Origin of the sequence: Haloarcula argentinensis DSM 12282 (assembly GCA_000336895.1) — an archaeon.
GTDB lineage: Archaea > Halobacteriota > Halobacteria > Halobacteriales > Haloarculaceae > Haloarcula > Haloarcula argentinensis.
Map to the genome: position 1 here is coordinate 50,295 of AOLX01000015.1, position 22,612 is coordinate 72,906.

Annotated in this window: 22 protein-coding genes and 1 pseudogene; 10 read left to right on the forward strand and 13 right to left on the reverse strand. The window is 62.5% G+C overall.

All coding sequences use genetic code 11. The features are described 5' to 3' along the window. Nucleotides 1-137: 137 nt before the first annotated feature. The 3 genes from C443_RS06965 to C443_RS06975 all read left to right on the forward strand — a co-directional run bounded on the left by C443_RS06965 (nt 138) and on the right by C443_RS06975 (nt 5,301). The gene (locus C443_RS06965) at nt 138-728 is read left to right on the forward strand and encodes a winged helix-turn-helix transcriptional regulator (protein ID WP_005535063.1); all 591 of its coding nucleotides are present in this window, start codon (nt 138-140) and stop codon (nt 726-728) included. A 129-nt stretch (nt 729-857) separates the two neighbouring features. Then, nucleotides 858-3,494, forward strand: a complete 2,637-nt coding sequence (locus C443_RS06970; protein ID WP_005535064.1) for a heavy metal translocating P-type ATPase — start codon at nt 858-860, stop codon at nt 3,492-3,494. 52 nt (nt 3,495-3,546) lie between these two features. Next, nucleotides 3,547-5,301 carry an ABC1 kinase family protein gene (locus C443_RS06975; RefSeq protein ID WP_005535067.1) on the forward strand — a complete coding sequence of 585 codons (1,755 nt, stop codon included), beginning with the start codon at nt 3,547-3,549 and terminating at the stop codon, nt 5,299-5,301. 35 nt (nt 5,302-5,336) lie between these two features. Here the strand turns inward: C443_RS06975 and C443_RS06980 are convergent. Next, nucleotides 5,337-6,855, reverse strand: a pseudogene (locus tag C443_RS06980) (cryptochrome/photolyase family protein). Nucleotides 6,856-7,025: 170 nt separating this feature from the next. On the opposite strand from C443_RS06980, the gene C443_RS06985 reads away from it, so the two are divergent. Continuing rightward, nucleotides 7,026-7,625 (forward strand): halocyanin domain-containing protein, encoded by a 600-nt coding sequence (locus C443_RS06985; protein ID WP_005535068.1) that lies wholly within the window; start codon nt 7,026-7,028, stop codon nt 7,623-7,625. A 22-nt stretch (nt 7,626-7,647) separates the two neighbouring features. On the opposite strand, the gene C443_RS06990 is transcribed toward C443_RS06985, so the two are convergent. Then, nucleotides 7,648-7,950, reverse strand: coding sequence for a DUF7521 family protein (locus C443_RS06990; protein ID WP_005535070.1), 303 nt, complete (start codon nt 7,948-7,950; stop codon nt 7,648-7,650). Further along, nucleotides 7,947-8,309 carry a winged helix-turn-helix domain-containing protein gene (locus C443_RS06995; protein WP_049943970.1) on the reverse strand — a complete coding sequence of 121 codons (363 nt, stop codon included), beginning with the start codon at nt 8,307-8,309 and terminating at the stop codon, nt 7,947-7,949. The genes C443_RS06990 and C443_RS06995 overlap by 4 nt, the downstream gene beginning before the upstream one ends. 316 nt (nt 8,310-8,625) lie before the next feature. Between C443_RS06995 and C443_RS07000 the strand changes: the two genes are divergently transcribed. Next, a complete protein-coding gene (locus C443_RS07000; protein WP_005535074.1) occupies nt 8,626-9,444 on the forward strand; it encodes a halocyanin domain-containing protein in 819 nt (272 codons plus the stop codon). Nucleotides 9,445-9,485: 41 nt separating this feature from the next. On the opposite strand, the gene C443_RS07005 is transcribed toward C443_RS07000, so the two are convergent. Next, the gene (locus C443_RS07005) at nt 9,486-10,259 is read right to left on the reverse strand and encodes a fumarylacetoacetate hydrolase family protein (RefSeq protein ID WP_005535076.1); all 774 of its coding nucleotides are present in this window, start codon (nt 10,257-10,259) and stop codon (nt 9,486-9,488) included. A gap of 163 nt (nt 10,260-10,422) precedes the next feature. Between C443_RS07005 and C443_RS07010 the strand changes: the two genes are divergently transcribed. From C443_RS07010 to C443_RS07025, 4 genes are read left to right on the forward strand one after another with little or no spacing between them, the layout of a single operon-like run. Beyond that, nucleotides 10,423-11,157 carry a prephenate dehydrogenase/arogenate dehydrogenase family protein gene (locus C443_RS07010; RefSeq protein WP_005535078.1) on the forward strand — a complete coding sequence of 245 codons (735 nt, stop codon included), beginning with the start codon at nt 10,423-10,425 and terminating at the stop codon, nt 11,155-11,157. Continuing rightward, nucleotides 11,154-12,626, forward strand: coding sequence for a small ribosomal subunit Rsm22 family protein (locus C443_RS07015; RefSeq protein WP_005535080.1), 1,473 nt, complete (start codon nt 11,154-11,156; stop codon nt 12,624-12,626). Before C443_RS07010 ends, C443_RS07015 begins: the two co-directional genes overlap by 4 nt. A 36-nt stretch (nt 12,627-12,662) precedes the next feature. Then, nucleotides 12,663-13,484, forward strand: a complete 822-nt coding sequence (gene surE / locus C443_RS07020) for a 5'/3'-nucleotidase SurE (protein WP_005535082.1) — start codon at nt 12,663-12,665, stop codon at nt 13,482-13,484. Nucleotides 13,485-13,491: 7 nt separating this feature from the next. After that, entirely contained in the window at nt 13,492-14,415 is a 924-nt protein-coding gene (locus C443_RS07025; RefSeq protein ID WP_049943971.1) for a DMT family transporter, read from the forward strand. A 10-nt stretch (nt 14,416-14,425) separates the two neighbouring features. Here C443_RS07025 and C443_RS07030 read toward each other — a convergent pair whose 3' ends face one another. From C443_RS07030 to C443_RS07040, 3 genes are all read right to left on the reverse strand, one after another. Continuing rightward, a complete protein-coding gene (locus C443_RS07030) occupies nt 14,426-15,112 on the reverse strand; it encodes a DUF7504 family protein (RefSeq protein ID WP_005535086.1) in 687 nt (228 codons plus the stop codon). Next, entirely contained in the window at nt 15,109-16,005 is an 897-nt protein-coding gene (locus C443_RS07035) for a GAF domain-containing protein (RefSeq protein ID WP_311241280.1), read from the reverse strand. Before C443_RS07035 ends, C443_RS07030 begins: the two co-directional genes overlap by 4 nt. Nucleotides 16,006-16,144: 139 nt before the next feature. Further along, entirely contained in the window at nt 16,145-17,395 is a 1,251-nt protein-coding gene (locus C443_RS07040; RefSeq protein WP_005535088.1) for an alanyl-tRNA editing protein, read from the reverse strand. A 234-nt stretch (nt 17,396-17,629) separates the two neighbouring features. On the opposite strand from C443_RS07040, the gene C443_RS22110 reads away from it, so the two are divergent. Next, nucleotides 17,630-17,758, forward strand: coding sequence for a hypothetical protein (locus C443_RS22110; protein WP_005535089.1), 129 nt, complete (start codon nt 17,630-17,632; stop codon nt 17,756-17,758). 299 nt (nt 17,759-18,057) lie between these two features. Here the strand turns inward: C443_RS22110 and C443_RS07045 are convergent, their stop codons facing one another. The 6 genes from C443_RS07045 to C443_RS07070 all read right to left on the reverse strand — a co-directional run bounded on the left by C443_RS07045 (nt 18,058) and on the right by C443_RS07070 (nt 22,222). Further along, nucleotides 18,058-19,632: a methyl-accepting chemotaxis protein gene (locus C443_RS07045; RefSeq protein WP_005535091.1), complete on the reverse strand. Its 1,575-nt coding sequence runs from the start codon at nt 19,630-19,632 to the stop codon at nt 18,058-18,060. A gap of 2 nt (nt 19,633-19,634) precedes the next feature. After that, nucleotides 19,635-19,916, reverse strand: coding sequence for a hypothetical protein (locus tag C443_RS07050; protein ID WP_005535092.1), 282 nt, complete (start codon nt 19,914-19,916; stop codon nt 19,635-19,637). Nucleotides 19,917-20,150: 234 nt separating this feature from the next. Continuing rightward, nucleotides 20,151-20,549 (reverse strand): hypothetical protein, encoded by a 399-nt coding sequence (locus C443_RS07055; protein WP_005535094.1) that lies wholly within the window; start codon nt 20,547-20,549, stop codon nt 20,151-20,153. 62 nt (nt 20,550-20,611) lie between these two features. Further along, nucleotides 20,612-21,424 (reverse strand): HD domain-containing protein, encoded by an 813-nt coding sequence (locus C443_RS07060; RefSeq protein WP_005535096.1) that lies wholly within the window; start codon nt 21,422-21,424, stop codon nt 20,612-20,614. A gap of 46 nt (nt 21,425-21,470) precedes the next feature. Continuing rightward, nucleotides 21,471-21,938: a peroxiredoxin gene (locus tag C443_RS07065; RefSeq protein WP_005535098.1), complete on the reverse strand. Its 468-nt coding sequence runs from the start codon at nt 21,936-21,938 to the stop codon at nt 21,471-21,473. Nucleotides 21,939-21,997: 59 nt separating this feature from the next. Then, on the reverse strand, nt 21,998-22,222 hold the full coding sequence (locus tag C443_RS07070; protein ID WP_394295050.1) for a hypothetical protein: 225 nt from the start codon (nt 22,220-22,222) through the stop codon (nt 21,998-22,000). Between the last annotated feature and the right edge of the window lie 390 nt (nt 22,223-22,612).

Below are 22,612 nucleotides of genomic sequence, written 5' to 3' on the forward strand. Positions count from 1 at the left end.
GAGAAGAATATAATAGTTTTCATCTAATAAGAGAATTAGACTGATCTAATCTCTGAGTCGCTCATGACTGAAATCCACTTTGCGGCACAGACACGGGCGGACACAACACATAAACCGGTGCTCGAAGTTGGTCCGATATGCCCGGACTCGACGACACGGACCACGAAATCCTCCAACTGCTGCTCGAAGACGCCAGGCGGCCCTACAGTGATATCGCCGAGCGAGTAGACCTCTCGGCCCCAGCAATCTCGGACCGCGTCGACCGACTCGTCGAAATGGGACTGATACAGGGGTTTACCGTCGATGTCGACCGCTCTCTGTTACAGGCCGGCGTGCCGGTCCTGATAGAAGTAGATGCGAAACCGGGGCGGGCCGCCGATATCGCTGCGTCGGTCAGCGACGCCGACAGTGTCGAGCGAGTCTATCGAACTGCCGGCGGCCGAGTCATGCTGGCAGCGACCGTCCCCCAGTCCGACGCGAGCGAACTCCTCGCCGAACACGTCGACCTCGGAGACGTGAACCGCTACGAGGTGCGGATGATTGCGGACAGCGAATGGGCCGTCGGACTGGGTGGGGCAGAGTTCGCGCCCGACTGCGCGGAGTGTGGGAACTCCGTCGATGAGGAGGGTGAACAGCGCACGCTCGACGGGGAGCGGTACTACTTCTGCTGTGGCTCCTGTGCAGAGCGGTTCGTCGACCAGTACGAATCGCTGAAAGACGGGGTCTAAACTGCGACATCCGCTTTCGGTTGCTGACTTTCCGGCAGTAAGAGTTTGGATACCAAACTAATAGTCTGCTTTGAAGCTCGAATCAAAGGGACAAACCGCATGAATACGGGGGACGTACAATGAAACAAGATGAGCAACCGGACCACCCGCCTCGAACTGACGGGAATGAGCTGTGCCAACTGCGCGGGCACCATCGAGGAGTCGGTGGGCGAGTTAGACGGGATTGCGTCCGTCGACGCGAACTACGCCACCGACGAGGGGAGCGTTGAGTACGACCCTGACGTGGTGTCGCTGGCCGATATCGTCGCCGCCGTACAGGACGCCGGCTACGGCGTCGCGACGGAGACGGTGACTATCGGCATCACCGACATGTCGTGTGCCAACTGCGCGGAAGCTAACGAGGAGTCGCTGGAAGGGACCGCGGGCGTCATCGACGCCAGCGTGAACTACGCCACCGACGAGGCCCAGGTCACGTACAACCCGGCCGACGTGTCGCGTGCGGACCTCTACAACGCTATCGAATCCGCCGGCTACACGCCCGTGAGAGAGGGCAGCGGGAGTAAAAACGGCGGGGACGGCGACGGCGGTGAGCAGTCCGGCGCTGACCGCCGTGCCGCCGCGCGCAACGAGGAGACGCGCAGACAGCTCCGCCTCACGCTGTTCGGAGCGGTACTGTCGGCCCCGCTCTTGCTGTTCATGGCGGACCACCTGTTCTCGCTCGGCCTCATTGACGAGACGATTTTGGGAGTGCCACAGGGTTGGGTCGCCTTCGCGCTCGCGACACCGGTCCAGATGCTGCTGGGCAAGCCGTTCTACGAGAACTCCTACAAGGCGCTGGTCAACAACGGACGGGCCAACATGGACGTGCTCATCGCACTGGGCTCCTCGACAGCGTACGTCTACTCGGTGGCCGCGCTGTCTGGACTGATTGCGAGCACGGGGCTGTACTTCGACACGGCCGCGCTGATCCTCGTGTTCATCACGCTCGGGAACTACCTCGAAGCCCGCTCGAAGAGTCAGGCCGGGGCCGCCATCCAGCAACTCCTCAAAATGGAGGCCGACACGGCGACGGTCGTCCGCGAGGACGGCAGCGAAGACGAAATCCCTATCGACGAGGTCGGGGTCGGTGACCGGCTGAAAGTCCGGCCCGGAGAGAAGATTCCAACGGACGGCGTCGTCGTCGACGGCGACTCGGCCGTCGACGAGTCGATGGTGACCGGCGAGTCCGTCCCGGTGGAGAAAGGCGAGGGCGACGAGGTCATTGGCTCGACGGTGAACCAGAACGGTGTCCTCGAAATCGAGGCGACGAAGGTCGGCTCCGAGACCGCCATCCAGCAGATCGCCGAGCGGGTCCGGCAGGCCCAGTCGCGCCAGCCGGACATCCAGAACGTCGCCGACCGCATCTCGGCGTACTTCGTCCCGGCGGTCATCGGTAACGCCGTCCTCTGGGCGGTGCTGTGGGCGGTCGCGCCGGAGACGCTGGCGGCCGTCGTTGACGCGCTCCCGCTGTGGGGACTGGCCGCAGGCGGTCCGGCCGGCGTCGGTGTGAGCGAGTTCGCTATCGTCGTGTTCGCGTCTGCCGTCCTGATTGCCTGTCCCTGCGCGCTGGGGCTTGCAACGCCCGCCGCGACGATGGTCGGAACGGCAATCGGCGCGCGCAACGGCGTCCTGTTCAAGGGCGGCGACGTGCTCGAACGCGTCCACGAGGTCGACACCGTCGTCTTCGACAAGACGGGGACGCTGACGAAAGGCGAGATGGAACTCACGGATGTGGAGGTTGTCGGTCCTGCGACGGACGGCGGGGCGCTCAAGCCCGAGCGCGAACGGACCGAAGCGTTCGTCCTCGAAGTCGCCGCCAGCGCCGAACACGCCAGCGAACACCCGCTGGCTGAGGCCATCGTCGACGGCGCACGCGACCGCGGTATTGAGGTCGAAGACCCCGAGGAATTCGAGAACGTCCCCGGACAGGGTGTGAAAGCGACGACGCGCCACGGTCGCGTCCTCGTCGGTAACCGGAAACTGCTGTCCGAGGCCGGCGTCGACACCGCGCCGGCAGAGGACCGGATGGACACGCTCGAACGCGAGGGCAAGACGGCGATGCTGGTTGCGCTGGCCGAAGACGCAGGCGGTGACGGCACCGAGGGCGACAGCGACCCGGACTACCGCCTCATCGGTATCGTCGCCGACGCCGACACGGTCAAAGAGTCCGCGAAGGCCGCCGTCAGTGGGCTGCGAGAACGCGGACTCGGCGTCTGGCTCATCACCGGCGACAACGAGCGGACCGCCCGCGCCGTCGCCGAGGAAGTCGGTATCGACCCCGACAACGTGATGGCCGACGTGCTGCCCGAGGACAAGGCCGACGCCGTCGACAACCTTCAGAGCGACGGCGACCAGACGATGATGGTCGGCGACGGCGTCAACGACGCGCCGGCGCTGGCAGCTGCAAGCGTCGGCTGTGCCATCGGCTCGGGGACTGACGTGGCAATCGAGGCCGGGGACGTGACCCTGCTCCGGGACGACCCCGCCGATGTGGTGAAGGCCATTCGGATATCCGGGGCCACGCTCCAGAAGATCAAGCAGAACCTGTTCTGGGCGCTCGGATACAACACCGTGATGATTCCGCTGGCCTCGCTGGGACTCCTCCAGCCGGTGCTCGCCGCCGCAGCGATGGCCGCCTCATCCGTATCGGTGCTCGCCAACAGCCTCGCGTTCCGTCGATACAAACCGGACTCGGAGTACCGCCTGTTCGGCTTCCTCCGTCGCTGAGCGGGGCCCGTCTCCAGCAGACTCATTTGTCGCCGGGCCTCACTTGCGAACAGTGACAAGTGAGGAGCGTGTCGCCGACGAGCCGACGGGAGAGACAGTGTCACAGCCGGGCGGCGTCGGCGTTCGGCTCCGGGCGCTGTGGCGGGCGCTCGTCATCGTCTGGCAGTTCGTCCCGCTGCTCTGGCAGTGGGGCCGGGACCGCAAGCGGTTCCTCCTGTTCGGTCGGTCCCGGTCAGTGGCTCCCGAGACGCAGACGCGGCGCGCCCGCTACCTGAAGAATACGTTCGTCGACCTCGGTCCCGCGTTCATCAAACTCGGGCAGATGCTGTCGACCCGCCCCGACGCCCTGCCGCGGGCGTACGTCGACGTGCTCTCGGAGCTACAGGACAACGTCCCACCGGACGCGTGGGCGACCATCGAGCCTGTCATCGAACGGGAACTGGGCGATGACATCGACGCCATGTTCGAGGAGTTCGACACGACGGCCATCTCCGGGGCCTCGCTCGGGCAGGTGTACGAGGCACAGATCGACGGCCAGCGGGTCGCCGTGAAGGTCCTCCGACCAAATATCAGGACACGCGTCGAGTCAGACCTGCGCGTCCTGTCGACGCTGCTGCCGGTGCTCACCTACGGCGCGGACCCGGGGCAGGCGTTCACGCTCGAAAACCTCACTGAAGAGTTCGCAGCGACGGTCCGCCGGGAGATGGACTACGGCCACGAGGCGCGGATGCTCCGGGAAATCGGCGACAACTTCGCAAACGACGACGACATCGCCATCCCGGACGTCGTCGGGAGCCACTCGACGGACCGCGTGCTGACAATGACGTATCTCGACGGCGTGAAAATCAACGACGTGGAGCGACTGGACGAACTGGGTATCGACAGGCCGGCACTCGTCCGCCGGCTCGAAGAGGTGTACATCCAGATGATCGTCGAGGACGGCCTCTTCCACGCCGACCCCCATCCCGGAAATCTAGCGGTCCAGCCCGACGGGACGCTCGTCTTCTACGACTTCGGCATGACCGGCTACCTCGGTCCCCGGACACAGGACCAACTGCTTGATTTCTACGTCGGACTGGCGACAGACGACGTGGACCGCGTAATGGACGCCTTCGTCGAGATGGGGGCGCTGGACCCGATGGCTGACCGCGATGTGATGCGGGAGGCATTCGACATCGTCATCGAACAGTTCCGCGGCGAGGACATCAGTGAGTACCGCATCGAGCAACTGGTCGGCCAGTTCGAGACGCAACTGTACGAGTTCCCGATGCGACTGCCACAGGACCTGGCACTGGTGGTTCGCGTGACGACGGTGCTCGAAGGCGTCTGTCGGACGCTTGACCCCGAGTTCGACTTCATCGAGATCATCTCGGAGTACGTCATGGAGCAGGGCGCTGGCGACGACGTTCGAGAGCAGATCAAGACGGAAATCCAAGAGACGGTGACGGACGGGACCCGGTCAGCGGTGCGAGCAGCGCCGAAGCTAGAGGGCGCACTCGACAGAGTCGAGCGCGAAGAACTGCTTGTCAAGACCGTCCTCGAAGACTCCGACGGACTGAGCCGGGTGCTCGCCAAGCGGCTCCTGCTCGGTATCGTCGCTAGCGCCGGCGTGCCGGTGAGTGCCTACCTCTACACCGTGAGCGGACTCCAGCCTGCCGCCCTCGCACTGGGAGGGAGTGCGGCCGTGATCGGAATTCTCGCGTGGTCGTTCCGCCGACGCCGCGGGCCGGCGCTGTCCTCGCCACAGTTCACCCGTCACGAGATGCAACAGCGGCAGGCAACTGACGCCGCGGACGGAGACGAGTAGCCACGCGCCAACGATCTCCCACGAGACAGCGGCACTCAGAGTTCGCCGGCCTCCGCCATTTTCCGAATCTCCTCGGCCCGCTCGCGTATCTCCGCGAGTTCCTCGTCGTCTTTGTTATCGACGTGGCTGTACATCAGCCCCATTCGATGGTTCGATCGGAGCGTGTCTTCGTTGCGGTCGAGGAAGTCCCAGTATAGCGCGTTGAACGGGCATGCCCCGTCGCCGGTGGTCTTCGTCTTGTAGTATGGACAGCCCGAGCAGTAGTCGCTCATCTTATCTACGTAGTTCGCAGACGAGGCGTAGGGTTTGGTGGCGAACACGCCCGCGCCGTACAGCCCCATCTCGACGACGTTCGGCGTTGTCACCCAGTGGAAGGCGTCGACGTAGCCGGCGTGGAACCAGCGGTTCAGTTGCGCCGGCTCAACGCCGTAGATGAGCCCGAAATTCGCGAGAATCATCAGCCGCTCGATGTGATGTGAGTAGCCCCGTTGCCGAACCCCGTCGACCACGTCGGAGAGACACGCCATGTCGGTGTCGCCGTCCCAGTAGAAGTCCGGCAGGGCCTCGTTCGCGCCGAGCTGGTTCGCCTCGGCCAGGTCTGGCATCTCCTGGCGGTAGACGTGTCGGAGAAATTCACGCCAGCCGAGCACTTGCCGGACGAACCCTTCAACGCTGTTCAAGGGCGCGTCNGTAGGCAGCGATAGCGCGTTTGATGACCTCGTCGGGACCGAGAAGTCCCAGATTGAGCGACGTGGAAAGCAGGCTGTGGCTCATCGCCCACTCGTCGTCCAGCATCGCGTCCTGATACGAGCCGAACTCCGACAAGCGGTTCGTGATGAAGTGGTCCAGCGCGCCGACGGCCTGCCGGCGAGTGACGGGCCAGCGGAACGGCTCGGGGTCGGTCCAGTCACCGCCGTACGGCCGCTCGTCGTAGCTTCCCTCGAACGTCGAATCGACCCACTCGATAACGTCCTCGGTCACGGCATCCGGCTCGAACCGCGGTGGCTCCGGTGGCGTCCACTCGTCGGGTGGGGTCTCACGGTTCTGGTCGTCGTAGTTCCACTCGCCGCCGACGGGGTCACCGTCCGCCATCAGGTAACCCGTCTCCCGGCGCATGAACCGGTAGAAGTCCTCGTGACGGTAGCGACCGTCGCCACGCCACTCGTCGAACTGGGATGGTGAGCAGAGGAAGCGTTCGTCGGCGACAAACTCGACGGTTCCACCAGCATCGGAGACTAGCGACTCGAGACGCGCCTGTGTAGACTCAGTCTGTGGCCGGTGGGTTACAAGGGTGTCGTTAGGGTTGGCCTCAAAATGTGCCGTCAGTCCGTCCTCGAAGGTCTCTGTCTGCTGGTAGTGGACCGTTCGGCCATCGTCTTGGAGTTCGTCGCGGAAATGCCGCATTGCACTGAACAGCAGAATCAGCTTGTGTGGGTGATACGGTAGTTTGCGGGCGAACGACTCCGATTCTATCAGAAGCACCGGTTCGTCAGGCCGTCGAGCGACGGGTCCGGACCGCCGGATAAGATGGTCACCGCGAAGCCAGACAGTCATCGACAAACAGACACTCCCATTAGTCTTGACATGGGCCTGTATCAGTATCAATCCCTGTCCGAACTGTGTTGGTATCCCGGGACAGCGGGGCGATCAAAACTTCAATTATTGTTTCTTGATAAACGACAGAAACGACTCGCTTATACGTGCACAGTCATAACTTTAAATGCATGACAGACGACCTCGATAGACGGACGTTCATCCGCACGACGGCAGCCGTATCAGGCGCTGGACTCCTCGCTGGCTGTGGCGGGTCCGGCGGCGATGGCGGTAGTGGCGGCGATGGTGGCAGCGAGGAAACGGAGGCCACCGAAGCCGAGGAGATGGAAACCACCGAAGCCGAGGAGATGGAAACCACTGAAGCCGAGGCAATGGACACCGAGAGCAGCGGTGGGATGGAGACCGTCGAAGCGCCGGACGAGGTCGCGGACTACGTCGGCGAGTCGTCGAACTTCGATGGCTCCATGGTCGTGATGACCGACCAAGACGAGGTCTCCGTCTCTGTTGGGGCCGAAGGCAACGGCGGCGCATTCGCCTTCGATCCGCCGGCAATTAACGTCTCGACCGGAACGACAGTCGTCTGGGAGTGGACCGGTCAGGGGGCCGGCCACAACGTCAAGTCCGAGGGCGACGGCCCGCTCGACTCGGGCTCGGCTGTCTCAGAGGAAGGAAACACCTACGAGTACACGTTCGAAGAAACCGGAACCTACCTCTACAACTGTGTCCCGCACAAGGCGCTCGGGATGGTCGGCGCAGTCGTCGTCGAATAACGGATAGCCATCGGGCAAATTTTTATCGAGTGACCAGCGCGGAGCGACTGGTAACGTACAGCGAATATGCAATGACCGCGAAGCCGACCGCGGTGAGCGCGTTCTCGAAGATCAGTGCAGCGTTGGTACTCAGACCGAACAATTGGTCCGCGACGCCGGCGAGAAGTGACCCGACAGTAATCGTCGCGAATCCGACAGCAAGATACGTGAGTCCGGTTGCCCGTGTTTTCAACGCTGCGCGAGTAGCGAAGTAGGTGATGAGTCCACCGAGTATCACTGTCACAGTCTTGAATCCGACGACGATGAGTGGGATATCTCCGTTCATAGTTCCTCACTGACGCGTGACCACAGGAGTGCGAGCCGGTCGCTCGGCCGCTCCTCGGCCGGCAGAACGTTAATTTCGAACGCGCCGTCGGCATCAATGCCAACGAACACGCCGTCACAGTCCCGGACGTACGCCGTCGCGTGATGGCCGTCGGGGCGTACTTCTGTCTCCTCGGCGACCAGCTCGGCCTCGCTCAACTGTTCGAGCTTCCGGTAGGTGCTTGTCTGGGGGAGGTCACAGACCGAGGCGACCTCCTTGGCTGGCAGCGGCTCGTCGAGCACCCTGAGTATGTCGCGACAGTCAGGGTCGGCGAGGGCGTCGAACAGCGCCTGTGTCTTGCTCGCGTCGTTGTGTGCCACGGCGGACCCTTCAGGGGACGTGTGGAGGTAGTTCTGCGGGCGGTTCGGTTTCGACATGACGGGGCAGCGACGTGAAACCTGTGGGATACTGCGACCCCGGTGTCTTGCGGTACCCCGGTAGCAGCACCCGGCCAGTGTCGGGATTATAAAATACCCTCAGATAAAGGGCGACTGTTTGTTTCCAGAATCTGGAAAGGGCACACCCCCTTTTCTATCATCGAGTATCAATAACTAGCTTGCTATGCAACGGCCCTCCACTCGTAGGCAGTTTCTCGCAGGCACAGGGTTGACAGCGCTTGCCGTTACCGCCGGGTGCGTGTCCTCGGGAAGTCGTTCAGAACCAGCGGCCGAAACTGGAACCGAAACCGCGACGCCAACCGAAACTGCGACACCAACCGAAACACCTGAATCGACGCCCGAGTCGCTTGACGACTGGCTTGATGATGCCAACGGCTACGACGGCGAACCCCGCAGGTTCGGCCCCCAGTCCCGGCCAACGGTCTGGGTTGGTCAGGAGACGGACAGCGGACTGGCGTTCGACCCGCCTGTCATCGAAGTCCCGCCGATGACACTCGTCCGGTGGGACTGGACCGGCCACGGCGGCCAGCAGAACGTGGTTGCACTCGATGGACCTTTCGACAGCGGCCGGACAAACGCGCAGCCCGGAACAAAGTATCACTACTTCTTCGAGGAGACCGGCGAGTACCGCTACGTCTCTGAACCCAATCGTGACGATGGCATGAAGGGTGCGATTATTGTGAAAGAGCCACCGTCCTCGGGCAATACAAAAGTCGACGAGTGGCTCGCAGCGGCGAGTAACTTCGAGGGCACCATTGTCGACCGCACCGACACTGACACCGCAACTGTTAGTGCCGGTGTAGAAGGGAACGGTGGGCAGTACGCGTTTGGCCCCCCAGCGCTGAAGATCTCGACTGAGACGACCGTCCGCTGGGACTGGACAGGCGACGGTGGCCCACACAATATCGTCTCAAAAGGCGATGGGCCGCTTGACTCGGAACTCGTCGCCGAAGAAGGGAGCACCTACGAACACACCTTCGAGGAGACCGGGACCTACCTGTACTCGTGTAAACCGCATCAAGGGCTCGGGATGAGAGGCGCAATCGTTGTCGAGTAGCGATCGTCGTGGAATAGTGTCCGAACTGACCGGCTGCCGGCCTATGGAATCTTGACGCTGTGTTTGAGCGTCCCGATACCTTCGATTTCGACTTCGACTTCGTCGCCGCCCTCCATCGGGCCGACCCCTTCTGGCGTCCCTGTGGCGATGACATCGCCGGGTTCGAGCGTCATATACGAGGTTATCTCTGCGATCAGTTCGGGAACTGAGAAGATGAGGTGCTCGCGGGAGGAGGACTGTTTCGTCTCGCCGTTCAGTCGGAGTTCGATGCTGGCGTCCTCCGGGACGTGCTCCGGTGTGGCCACGAGCGGGCCGATCGGGCAGGCGTTGTCGAAGGCCTTCCCGCGGACCCAGTTCTGTTCCCGCCGCTGGTCGTCGCGGTTGGAGATGTCGTTGACGCAGGTGTAGCCCGCGACGACGTCCATCGCGCCCGATTCGCTGACGTTCCGGCATTGCTCGCCGATGACGACGCCGAGTTCGGCCTCGTAGTCGATGCGTTCCTTCCCCGAGGGCATCGTGAGGTGTTTGCCGTGGGACGCGACGGCGTTCGGGGCTTTGAGAAACAGCATCGGCCGGTCCGGGACGTCCGAGTCCATCTCCTCGGCGTGGTCGGCGTAGTTGCGCCCGATGCAGACGACTTTCGTCGGCTCGCAGGGCGGGAGGATATCTACCTCGTCGGGGTCGTAAGACTCGTCGCCAAAGGCGATACGGCCGTACGGCCCGGCAGCGGCGGTGACGACTGGCTCGCCGTCCTCGACAGTCCAGCGGCCCCCCCGGACGTTCCCCGCGGTATCACGGAATCGAACGCGCTTCATGTCACCGTTCTCTCAGGGCCGACAGATAAGCGTTTAGGAGGGGGAAACCGGACCACAGCGGGCTGTTCGACGGTTGTCTACCCAGCCATCGTCACCTGCGGTGTCGCGGTGAGCAGGAGTGTGACCGAACGGCTTTTGAGACGGGACGGGCTACGCTGGGCCGATGAACGTCCTCGTCGTTGGCGCCGGCGCGATGGGCCAGTGGTTCGCACATACGGTCCGGACCCACGCCGACGCGACCGTTGCCTTCACCGACCTCGATCAGTCGGCCGCTGAAGCCGCTGCCGACTCGGTCGGCGGGCGCGCTGTCGCCAGCGACGCGGCCGAGACTTTCGACGTTGTCTGTATCGCAGTGCCGATGCCCGTCGCCGAGGCGGCTATCGACGAGTTCGCGCCGTGTGCCACGGATGCAATCGTCGACGTGACGGGGAGCATGGCTGGCCCCGTCGCGGCAATGCGGGACGCCATGCCCGATGGTCAGCGGCTCAGCCTCCACCCGCTGTTTGCCCCCGAGAATGCGCCCGGGAACGTCGCCGTCGTCGCCGACGCGTCGGGTCCCGACGCCGATACTGTCGTCGATGCACTTGCCGCAGCGGGGAACAACTGCTTCGAGACGACGCCGGCGGAACACGACGAGGCCATGGAAACGGTCCAGGCCAGCGCCCACGCCGCCGTACTCGCGTTCGCGATGGCCGCCGCCGACGTGCCCGACCGGTTTCAGACGCCGATTTCGGCCGGCCTGTTCGATCTCGTCGAGCAGGTCACCGGTGGCGACCCGCGGGTGTATTCCGATATTCAACGTACATTCGACGGCGCGGACGCGGTTGCCGACGCCGCCAGGGAACTCGCCGACGCCGACGCAGAGACGTTCGAACGGCTCTACGAGCAACTCTCATGAACCAGGACACACGCCAGCAGATACGCGACAACGCCCAGTACCTCCGGAATGTCCGGCCGCTGGACCCAGAGGAGCTACACGAATACGTCGAGGACCAGCCCCACCCCGCCGTCGTCAAGCAGGTGCTCCGGGAGGAAGCGTTCGATCTGGGCATCGTCGAACAGGGCGACGGAACCTTCGTTCCGGCGCCCGAGGGACGGCTCTCGGTGGATTTCGACGGCGTCGAGCGGTTCCCCGACCGCTACGAACAGCAGGTCATCGACCTGTTGACAGAGTGGGGCGGACTGGAATGGCACAGCGGCGACAGCGGTGACGAACTCCGTGAGCGCATCCGCGACATCAAGGAGCGGTACCTCCAGGGCCAAGCCGTCGAGTACGACGAACTGACGGCGCTTGGCTACGCCGTCTACCACCTCCCCGACTACTACGCCGTGGCGAAGTACGTCCTCGCGGACCTCGCCGCGGACGGCCTGCTCCCGTCCCAACTTCGCGTGCTGGACGTCGGGGCCGGCGTCGGCGGTCCGGCGCTCGCCCTGCGTGACCTGCTCCCTGACGATGCCCTGCTGGACTACCACGCCGTCGAGCCAAGCGCCGCCGCGGACGTGCTGGAGAGTCTACTAGAAGACAGCGGTCAGAACGTCCGCTGGGAGATCCACCGGGCACTCGCCGAGGAGTTCGACCCGTCGTCGCCCATCGGTGACAACAGCGGTGGCGGGGCCGGAGACGGGGACAGCGGTAGCGACGACAGCACCAACGAGGGGTACGACCTCATCATCTTCGGCAACGTCCTCAGCGAACTTGACGACGCGGCGGCGACCCTCTACCGGTACGTCGAGGCCCTGGCCGACGACGGAACGCTACTTGCGCTGGCCCCGGCTGACCGGAACACGGCCATACAGCTCCGGCAGGTCGAGCGCGAGGTGGCCGACGGCGGTCCGGCGACGGTGTACGGCCCGGCAGTGCGGCTGTGGCCCCACCAGTCCCCCGACAGCGAGTCGTGGTCGTTCGACCGCAAACCGGATATCGAGGTGCCAACCATGCAGCAACGTCTCGACGACCCCGCCGGCGGGACGGGCGAGTTCGTCAACACGGACGTGCAGTTCGCCTACAGCGTCCTGCGAACCGACGGCAAGCGGATGCACGACGTGACGCCGGACCGGGGCATCCACGCGCCGATGGCCGACGCCGAGAACTACGTCACCGACCGGGTGAACTTCCTCGGAGTCAAGCTCAGCCACGACCTCGCCGAGCGGGAGGGGGCAAATCCGCTGTACTTGCTCGGCGATGGGAGTCAGAAGGTCGACCACTTCGCCGTCCTGACGGAGGCGTCGATACTGAACGAGGACCTCCGGAAAGCCGACTACGGCGACCTGCTGTCCTTCGAGAACGCGCTGGTGCTGTGGAACGACGACGAGGAGGCGTACAACGTCGTCGTCGACGGCGAGACGGTCGTCGATCGAGCGCGCTAGCGGTGGGCTTTTCTCGCAGACGGCCCCACGGAGCGTATGGACGAGCCGACGATTCTGCTGACGAACGACGACGGCATTGAGAGCGCCGGCCTCCGGGCGGTGTACGATGGTCTCTCGACAGTCGGCGACGTGACCGCTGTCGCCCCGGCGGAGGACCAGAGCGCGGTCGGTCGGGCTATCTCCCACGAAGTGACCGTCCACGAGCACGAACTCGGCTACGCCGTCGAGGGAACGCCCTCGGATTGCGTCGTCGCGGGGCTGGAAGCGCTTGTCACCGACACCGACCTCGTCGTCGCGGGCTGTAACCGCGGGGCGAACCTCGGCGCGTACGTTCTCGGCCGGTCGGGGACCGTCAGCGCCGCCGTCGAGGCCACTTTCTTCGACGTGCCGGCGATGGCCGTCTCGATGTACATCCCGGTCCGCGAGGACGCCGCCTTCGCCGACATCGAGGCCAACGGCGACAGCTATCGCGAGGCAGCGAAGGCGACGACCTACCTTGCCGACCACGCCGTCGACGCCGGCGTGTTCGAGCAGTGTGACTACCTGAACGTCAACGCCCCCGTCGCCGAGTGGGGTGACGCACAGATGACGGTCACACGACCGTCCCACCTCTACGAGATGGACGCCGAGCAGGATGGTGACGCCGTGACGCTCCACGACCGCATCTGGGAGCACATGGCCGACGGCGATATCCCCGACCCCGAGGGGACCGACCGCCGCGCCGTCGTCGACGGAAAGGTCAGCGTCTCGCCACTGACTGCGCCGCACACGACGGAACACCACGAGGCACTCGACGCTATCGCGGAGACGTACGAACCGGGCGACGATGAAGCGGCCAACGACGAGGCGGCCGACTGAGCGGACGATGCGGTTCCGCAACGCCATCCTCTTCGTCGCGCTCGCAGTCGCCTGGGGCAGCGCCTTCACCGCCATCAAGGCCGGGCTGGAGTACTTCCCGCCGATCCTGTTTGCGGCGTTCCGGTACGACCTCGCTGGGCTGTTGATGCTTGGCTATGCGGTGTACGCTACCAACCAGTGGGTCCCGAAGGGCCGGACCGACTGGATCGTTGTGGGTATCAGTGGTACACTCATGATCGCCGCGTACCACATCTTCCTGTTCGTCGGCGAACAGGGAACTACCAGTGCCGCCGCCGCTATCGTCGTGAGCCTCTCGCCGATTCTCACGACCGGGTTCGCGCGTGCGTTCCTCCCGCACGAGCGTCTCACGACGCTGGGAATCGTCGGTCTGCTCGTCGGGTTCGTCGGTGTCGGCGTCCTCAGCAACCCCGACCCGGGGAACCTGCTCGACCCCCGAACCGTCTCGCTGGTTCTGGTGTTCCTCGCGGCCACGTCCTTCGCCCTCGGGAGCGTGCTGACCCGTCGGTTCGACGACAGCCTAGAGATAGAAACGATGGAGGCGTGGTCGATGCTGCTGGGTGCGGTACTCATGCACGGTATCAGCTTCGGGGCCGCCGAATCGATGGCCGACGTTCAGTGGACTGCTGAAGCCGTGCTGGCTCTGCTGTATCTGGTTGTCGTCGCCAGCGCGCTCGGCTTCCTCATTTACTTCGACCTGCTAGAGCGACTCGGGCCGATCGAGATCAACCTCGTCTCCTACGCCGCGCCTGTCGTCGCTGCCGCCACCGGACTGCTGTTCCTCGGCGAGACGCCGACGGTTTACACGGGTGTCGGATTCACCTGTATTCTCATCGGGTTCGGGCTGTTGAAGCGGGACGCCCTGCGAAACGAGGTCGAACGGTTCAGCGGGACGCCGAATCGGGGCGATTGAGCCCCCGTTACTATTCTGAGAGAGTGAACGGCTGCCAGCCGCTGGGCTGGTCTGGCAGGCCACGGACCCGGAGTTCGCCATCGCCCGTACCGCTCTCGGACTCCCTGACCTCGATGCGCCCGTCAGCGACCTGGCTTAGCGTATTAACTGCCTTCGTGTCGTGGGTCGTCGGATCAATAGCGAGCACCCCGAGGCCGCCGGCACTGTCAATGCGACCAGAGACGGTCTGTGCAAACTGGAACAGCGCCCGCAAATCGACGTACATCGACAGCGAGGAGAGGCTTATCAGCCCAGTCCGGACACGCCCGTTTTTGACGGTGCCGTACAGCCCCTCGTACAGTGCCGAGAACTTCATTCCGATCCCGGTCAGGTCACTCTGTGTCGAGACGTACTTCACACGTTCGCCAAGTGTTGACTGTGCGGCGTCTTGCCCGCTACAGTCGATGACCCCCATCCTGGTGTCGTCAAATGATGGCCGGGTCTGCTGACAGGCGTTCAGCAGCTTTTCGGCGGTCATGTTCGTCGAAATGTACAGCATCCCCTCTCCGGCGTCACTTCCGTCAGCAACGAGCGTTCGTGCGACGCCCTCTGCACGGCTAAGGGCCGGCCCAGCGACGAGGACGATCGTCCCTTGGTCGATAGGGTTGATCGGGATACCGTCGGCGAACTCGTACCCGCCATCAGTCTCTGCAGTCATTGCGTTCCCCCCGTGTCACCCGCGACGCCGTCCAGCCGCGAGTGGAGTTCGATGAGATCCATCGCGACGTCGGCGAGGTCACGGAGGTACGCCTCGTCGGCCGCCGAGAACTCCCGTCGGTCGTCGTCGTACACGCACAGCGGCCCGATGACCAGCCCGGTCGACGTGATGAGGTTTGCACCCATGTACGCCCGGATACCCATGCCGAGGAGCGTCTCGCTCCGGGTCTCAAAGCGAGGGTCTTCCGTGACGTCTTCGACGGCCATCACTTCGTCGTCTTCGAGAATGGTAAACGTACAGATAGAGTCCTCGCGGTCCATCGATTCCCAGTCCTGTGCGTCGCCGTAACAGGCCAGGAAGTCCTGGCTGTGCTCGTTGATAATGTTTATCGAGGCCCGGTCGACATCGAAATGGTCGGCCGCGAGGTCGGTGATTCGGTCCAGCGATGTCAGCAGGTCCGGGTTGTCGAGGTCATAGGACCGGAGCGCCGCCAGCCGCTCGGTCTCGTTCTGTGGCACCGGGTAGGTCGCCTGAATCCGTGTTTCGACAGTCGTCGCAAGCAGTTGCGAGAGGCGTTCCGTCCCGAAAATCGAATCCTTGCCGACGTATTCCGTGATCGAGCCGCGAAGCTCAGTTGTATCGATGGTGTCCGGGTCGGTATCGGTGTAAAGGATACACCCGGCGTCTGGACAGGCCGTCTCTGCCGCCCCGACGAGGTCGAACCCGGTGCCGTCGGGGAGTTCGTACTCGGTGATAACCGCCGCGGTGTCCGTTGTCAGCTCGGCCTCCGCGCTGGCCAGTGATCCAGCCGTTTCGAAGCGGAGGTCTTGGTCCGCCAACTCAGACCGGAGCTTGTCGACCGTCTCCTCGCGGACGTCTTCGTCCGGGTCCACACAGAGAATGCGATGTACCATCGGTATCTGGTGTGAGATTCCTGCCGGCAGTCATGTACGCACTGGCCCAGCTATCAACTGCGAAAACGGGACCGGAGCCGATTGCGAAGCGGATGGACTGGCCGCCTCTATCGCCCGCTTAATCGACGTTTCCAGAGAGGTCCCTGAGGAAGGCGACGATAGCATCCCCATCAGCGCCGAGCCCACCGCCCTGTGCGACTGTCGGTCGCCCACCACCGCCGCCACCGAACTCTGTGGTCACCTGATCGACCACCTCGCCGGCATCGACGCCGCCGGTCGTACCGACGCCCAGATACTGGCCATCGGCGTCCACCAGCGCGGCCACGTCGATGTCGTCGTCGACGGCGGACTCCGCCCGGTCAGCGAGCGCGTTCGCGTCGAGGCCGGCCACGGTCCCGATAAGCCATCGCTGTCCGTCCACTTCGACGGCAGCATCACGCAGTTCCGCGAGACGAGAATCGACCAGACGCTCCCGGAGGTCCGATACCGTATTCCGGAGGTCGTCGCGCTCCGACTGAACTCCGTCGACAGCATCCGGGAGTTCAGTAACGTTCGTATCCAGCGACTGGGCGGCAGCCATCGCCCGCTCGTGCTCGGTCGTGCGCCGGCGGATCGCTCGCGGACCGACGGCGAACTCGACGCGAGTCAGACCCTCGCCGGGGTTGGACCGACCGAGCACGGTCACTGGCCCGATCTCCCGCGTGTTCCCGACGTGTGTCCCACCACAGGCTGCCACGTCCCAGTCCTCAATGGTGACGACACGGACTGTCTCACCCTCGATTCCCTCTTCGGTCTTCGTGTTGAACGCGATATCGTCGCGGTCCAGTGCCTCGTCACGCGGGATTTCTTCCCAGGTCACGTCGTATGATTCCCAGACCGCGCGGTTAGTCAGCCGCTCAAGTTCGGTGAGTGTCTCGTCGTCGATTTCGGTCGTCGTTTCGAAATCTACACGCACCTTCCCGGAGATAGCCGGTCCGAATTCGTCGCCACCGGCATCGTCCGGGATTGTCGCGCTGATGTCGAACCCGCCGTAGCCGAGATCTGACAGCAGCCGACGACCAGCGCCGTAGAGGACGTGACTGGCCGTGTGGGCACGCATGCAGTACGTTCGGAATGCCGTGTCAATCTGGCTTTCGACTGTCTCGCCCGGTTCAAACGCTGGCGGTTCGGCCAGTTCGTGGACGATATCGCCGTTTCGATGCTGGACGTCGACGACTTCGACGCCACCGAGAGTGCCCCGGTCTGCCGGCTGACCACCGCCTTCAGCGTAGAAGTACGTCTCCGCTAGCACGACGGCGGTCGAATCGATACGGTCGACAGTCGACGTGAACGTCATCACAGTGGGCTCGGCCGCGGCTGTTCCCGTCATCGGGCGTGGCTACGTCGGCATGCACAAAAACGTCTGGGCGGCCCGGGACAGACGAGTGTCGGGATTGCGCGGCCGACAGGAGCGGGGTCTTCGTGCGTGCCGAGTCAGTAAGAGCGGTGTAGAGGGTTACCGACGTCGGTGTCACGGTTATCCGAGGTATAATCCACTTGTGTCACTGTATCCGTTCCCGATACAGTGCTACTAATTAAGTACGGATAGTGACGCTTACAGCCCATGCTCTGGAGTGGAGTCCAATCGATACTGCTCTGGTTGGTGGTGGTTTGGCTGTTCGCAGTTGGGCTGTTTCTGGCACTTCTGTACGCGTCCGGCAAGCGGGACCGCGGTGAGCAGGCCCGCGCGTAACTGTCGTGACTGGCGGCCCAGATGGCGTGATAGTGCTGTCTGACGCCCGGCTGACGACCCATCGGGATCGGCCCTCAGTCTTGCGGTTTTCACTTTCACTGTGAATTACCCGGTTATATACGGCCTGGCTCCCTGTCTGGCAATATGATCGAGCGATTACGCCGTGTCGTGGGGACTCAACAGCGGTCACATCTGGAGTGTCGACGCTGTGGAACCACTATCGAAACGGATAGCTCGACCTGTCCAGTGTGTGGCTCCGGTGACATCGCGCAGTACGATTTTTAGTCGTTGTCTCTCTGTTAGTCCGTCGTCGCTCCCGCATTCACAGCCCCTGTCTGGGCCTGTTGCTCCTGTACGTCAAATTGGGCGACAAGGGAGAGGAGTCGCTCTGCGCTGTCTGACAGCGAATCAGCACTAGTCGCAATCTCCTGAATCGTCGCAGTCTGCTCCTCCGTTGCCGCCGACACTTCCTGTGCCTGTTCGGCTGTCTGGTCGCTAATCGATGTAACTTCGTCCAGCATCGTGACGACCTTCTGCCCGGAATCAGCCTGTTGATCGGTGGCCTGGCTGATCGACTGGATCGCGCTGCTGGCCTCCTCGACTTCGGTGACAATTCGATTCAGTGCGGTGGCTGTCTCGTCGATTGTTTCCCGAGTTTCCTCGACCTCCGACTGCGTGTCGTAGATATCGTCGGCGACACTTTCCGTCGATTCTTCGATCCCCTCGATTAGTGTCTCGACTTCCTGGGTTGCGTCGGCAGTCTCACCGGCCAGCGTTTTGATCTCGGACGCCACAACGGCAAATCCTTCACCCGCTTCACCGGCACGCGCGGCCTCAATTGACGCATTGAGCGCGAGCATGTTCGTCTGTTCCGCGATGTCGTTTATCAGGTTCACAACCTCTTCGATTCGTTCGACAGCATTCTGAAGTTCTGCTACCTCCGAGACGGTTTCATCAGTCCGGGCTTCAAGCGTGGCCATCTTTTCGACGGCTGTCCCGGCCGATTCTTCACCTTCCTGACCCAGTTCTGCGGCCTGCTGTGACTGGGTAGCGACTTCTTCAGACGAGGAGGCGATCTCTTCAATCGTCGCCGATAAGTCGCTCATCTCGCTGCTCGCTTCGTTAATTTTCTCGCTCTGTGTTTCCGTTCCGGCAGAAATCTCTTCAGTGCTCTCGGCGACCTCTGCACTGGCGGACCGGATATCCGAAGCCCCGCCTGTGACTTCTGTGCTTTCCGTGTCAACCTGCTGTGCGAACGATTGGATCTCGGCGATAACGGTCTGGAGTTCGTCCATCATCGAGTTGAACCCCGACCCGATTCTTGCCATCGCATCGTTCTGGCTATCCGCGTCTACTCGGACCGTAAGATCCCCAGCCGCTGCTCGTTCCATCGCTTGGCCGTAGGACGTGGCGGTCGATTCTAGATCTGCGGTCAACTGCTCAAGCTCCGCCTCGCGTTCTTCGATCTCCGCTCGCGCCTCCTCGGATTCACGCTGTGCGTCTTTTGCCTGCTTGCGCTGTTTGTTTGCCTTCTGTTTCGCTTGCTCTGCTTCCTGTCGTTTCGTCTCTGCCTCGTCGACCAGTTCTTGCATCTCCGTGACAAGCGAGAGGGTGGCTGTCCCTCCGATAGCGAAGACGGCAACGGTTGATGTCATCAACGGCCCTGTTGCCAGATTGAACACCTCTACGTAGATGCCGGCTTTCTCCAGCATGAGGCTGAATGTCCAGACGGCCCCAAGCGTGGATGCAAAGCTGAACGTCAGCCAGAAGGCCGACTCGGCTTCAGTGTCCCGATAATTGAGCCAGCCAAGCGCAGTCGCAGCGACAAAGCCGAGCGCGCCCAGACCGTCGAAGATGGGTGTAATTCCGACCATTGTTAGCCCTCAGTTTTGATCCGGTTCTCCCGACGAAGATAGGCGGCTAGGAAGAAAGTAATCCCAGCAACACCGATTCCGACGCCGTGTTCAACAAAATTCAGTACATCACCGAGAACGACCGCTTCGAGGTTTGTTGCTACCATTCCAACCACAAGGAGGACGTACCCGGCGGTGAACCACCGAGTTTCTTCCCGATACTGTGAGAGGACGGGTACTAAGCCGATTACTGCAACGAGCAGACCTACAACCTCTAGTGTTCCGAATGGACCAATGCCGACCATGTTTGGTCAAGCAATTGCGTTTAAAAAAGTTTCTCGCCCATAACATCAAAATCGATAACAGCACCCCGCTCAAGGTTATATATACATATATGTCCATCTATAACAACGGCACCCAATCGGTAGTCTCGCAGGTGCGAAGAATGAGGTACTACGTTGCTAGCTAAAGCGAGTGTGACAGTGCTTCAATGAGAGATATGCCGACACTGGAGGGCAAGAAAGCAAAGATCACGCTGGTTACTGTTCGACGTCGACCCAGATATCAGATGTTATTTTCGCCTCAGAGTCGTCTGGATGTGTCATAGTGAGTTGGTCTCCAGTTTCGACTGCGATGAGGTCGACAGTGTTGCTCTCCGCGTGATTCCGCGTCGGGTACGTAAATGGTCGTGACCGCGTCGGAAGATCGCTGATTGACGGACACTCTGGCGGCGCAACGACATCGTCAGCGAACCCATCCGTGTGAATCGTCGACTGTGGTTTGTCTCGACCACGTCTATCAAGCCACTCAACACACCTCTCCCCAAACGAAATGGTCTCAATGGCTGAGCGCACGCGGTACCTGACCCGGTCCAGAAGTGAGGGCGACGGCACGTCACCGTCGTCCGTCTTGCCCCGGGCACCCCGTGGCTCATCCATGGGAGTGAGACTCATAGGCATAGCTAGGGAAGCACGGTACAAAACCGTTGTGTCGCTCCTGCTTAGAGTTCGATTCGTTCGACGATCTGGTTGCCGTCCTCTCGAGTGTTGAGCGCAACGATACGGACGTGTTCTTCCAGTCCAGAGTGCTTGAGTTTGGCTTTTAGAAGATTATCGACCTGATAGACGCCGGCCGCGTTGTTCATCGCGATTTCGACGAGGACAGGATAGTCGTCGCCTGGGCTCAGCGTCACCGTCTCGATAGCCTGGCTGGAGACGGTGTCGATACCGCGTCCGCCGCGCTTGTACGGAATGCGAGAACGGCCACGCTCCATGTCCAGCGCGTCGGCAACGCGAACGACGCCGGCTTCCAGCGTCAGCGGGTTTTCTTCGGTGTGATGACAGAGAATCGCGTGTAACACCTCGCCTTTTATTTGAACTGCTTGTCGAACGTCGTAGAATTCATCGAGGAGGTCATCGAGGATGTCGGCCGCAAGCGGGATCGAATAGTACGGGTGTGAATCGCGGTGGACGACGTGCCCGATGTCGTGCAGCGTCGTCGCAAGTGCGATGATGACGGCCTCGTCAGCCTCGTCGAGGCCATGGTCGGCCGCACCGTTGAACTCGACGCCGCCCTGTTTAAGGAGGTCATACAGGCACAGCGCTCGGTTCCGAACGATACCGATGTGTTTCGCGCCGTGGTCGTTGTACTGTTTGCGCGCGACGGGGTTGATGTTCTGGGCTTCGAGATACGCTTGGATCTCCTCGTCAGCCGTGATGGTGTCGAGAACTGCATTCAGTCGCCCGTCCGGGAACGCATGGTCCGCCTCGGGGTCGTAGATACGGCCGCTGGTATCGTCGCTATCAACGCTCATGCCACAACCCAGACGACCCACCGCGAAAAATCCCCCACCGGCGCGATCAGGTGGCGGCGTCGATAACCTCGTCGTAGTCCGGTTCGACGCCAGGGTCGTCACTGACCCAGGCGTACGTGACTTCCTGGTTCTCGTCGATAACGAAGACAGCTCGCTTTGCTACGTTCGGAACGCCGAGTGCCGCGAAGTCCATCGAAATGTCGTAGGCATCGACGATCTCCCGCCCGGAGTCGCTGACGAGATCGAACTCGAGTCCCAGTTCGTCCCGGAATGCGTTCTGTGAGAACGGTGTGTCGATGCTGACACCGTACAACGTCGCTCCTGCCTCGGTGAGTTCGTCGAGTCGGTCCTGAAACGAGTTCATCTCGTGACTGCAAACGCTGGTGAATGCGCCCGGGAAGAACGCGAGCACGACAGGCCCGTCGTCGAGCGCCTCGGACAGAGTTACCTCATCAACGTCGCCGTTTGCGATCGGTGCCGTGAAATCAGGCGCAACGTCTCCAACTGAGACCATACTGCCGAGTTGACCCAGGCGAGTAAAACCCTTTCCGACCTGACCGAGTCCGGACGTGCTCAGAACTGTGCAAACTTCGCCGTGACTTCGTCGATCCACTCCGGCAGGTCGCGGTCCGCAAGTGTCCCGTCGGCGTCACGGGTCGTGACAACGTCAGCGATTTCGCCCTCACGCGTGATATCGAGTCGCCACACCCCGTCAGCCTCGATATCGACTCGAACGACGTCCTCCCCGACGGGCTTGATCGGTCGGATCGTTACCTCTTCTCCGCTCCTGACTTCCATCGTGTGACTATCGGCCGGCATCTGGTATCTCTGAGCGCCCGATAGCAGTTATATCCCCGGGCAGAGAGTGTACCCGTCCTGCGCTATGGCTGGTGAACAGTGGCTTAACAAGAATATAACAAATTGACACGAGCGTGTAGCCGGTACTGCGGGTGCGAACCCGCACGCAGGTAGACCATGTATGCCGGACATGGCCACGGAAATCGTGTCACCTGAACAGCCCCAGCTATCGACACAGTCCCGTGGACATGCTGCGGTCTACCCATCGACGTGCCAACCCAAGCCAGCGACACCGTGAAGTCAGAGATCCAGTGCCTCGTGTTGCCGCTTCCGAGCCACACCCATTGCCCACGCCCCCTGTGTCAGGCCTCGCCGTCGGTTCCCGGCGAG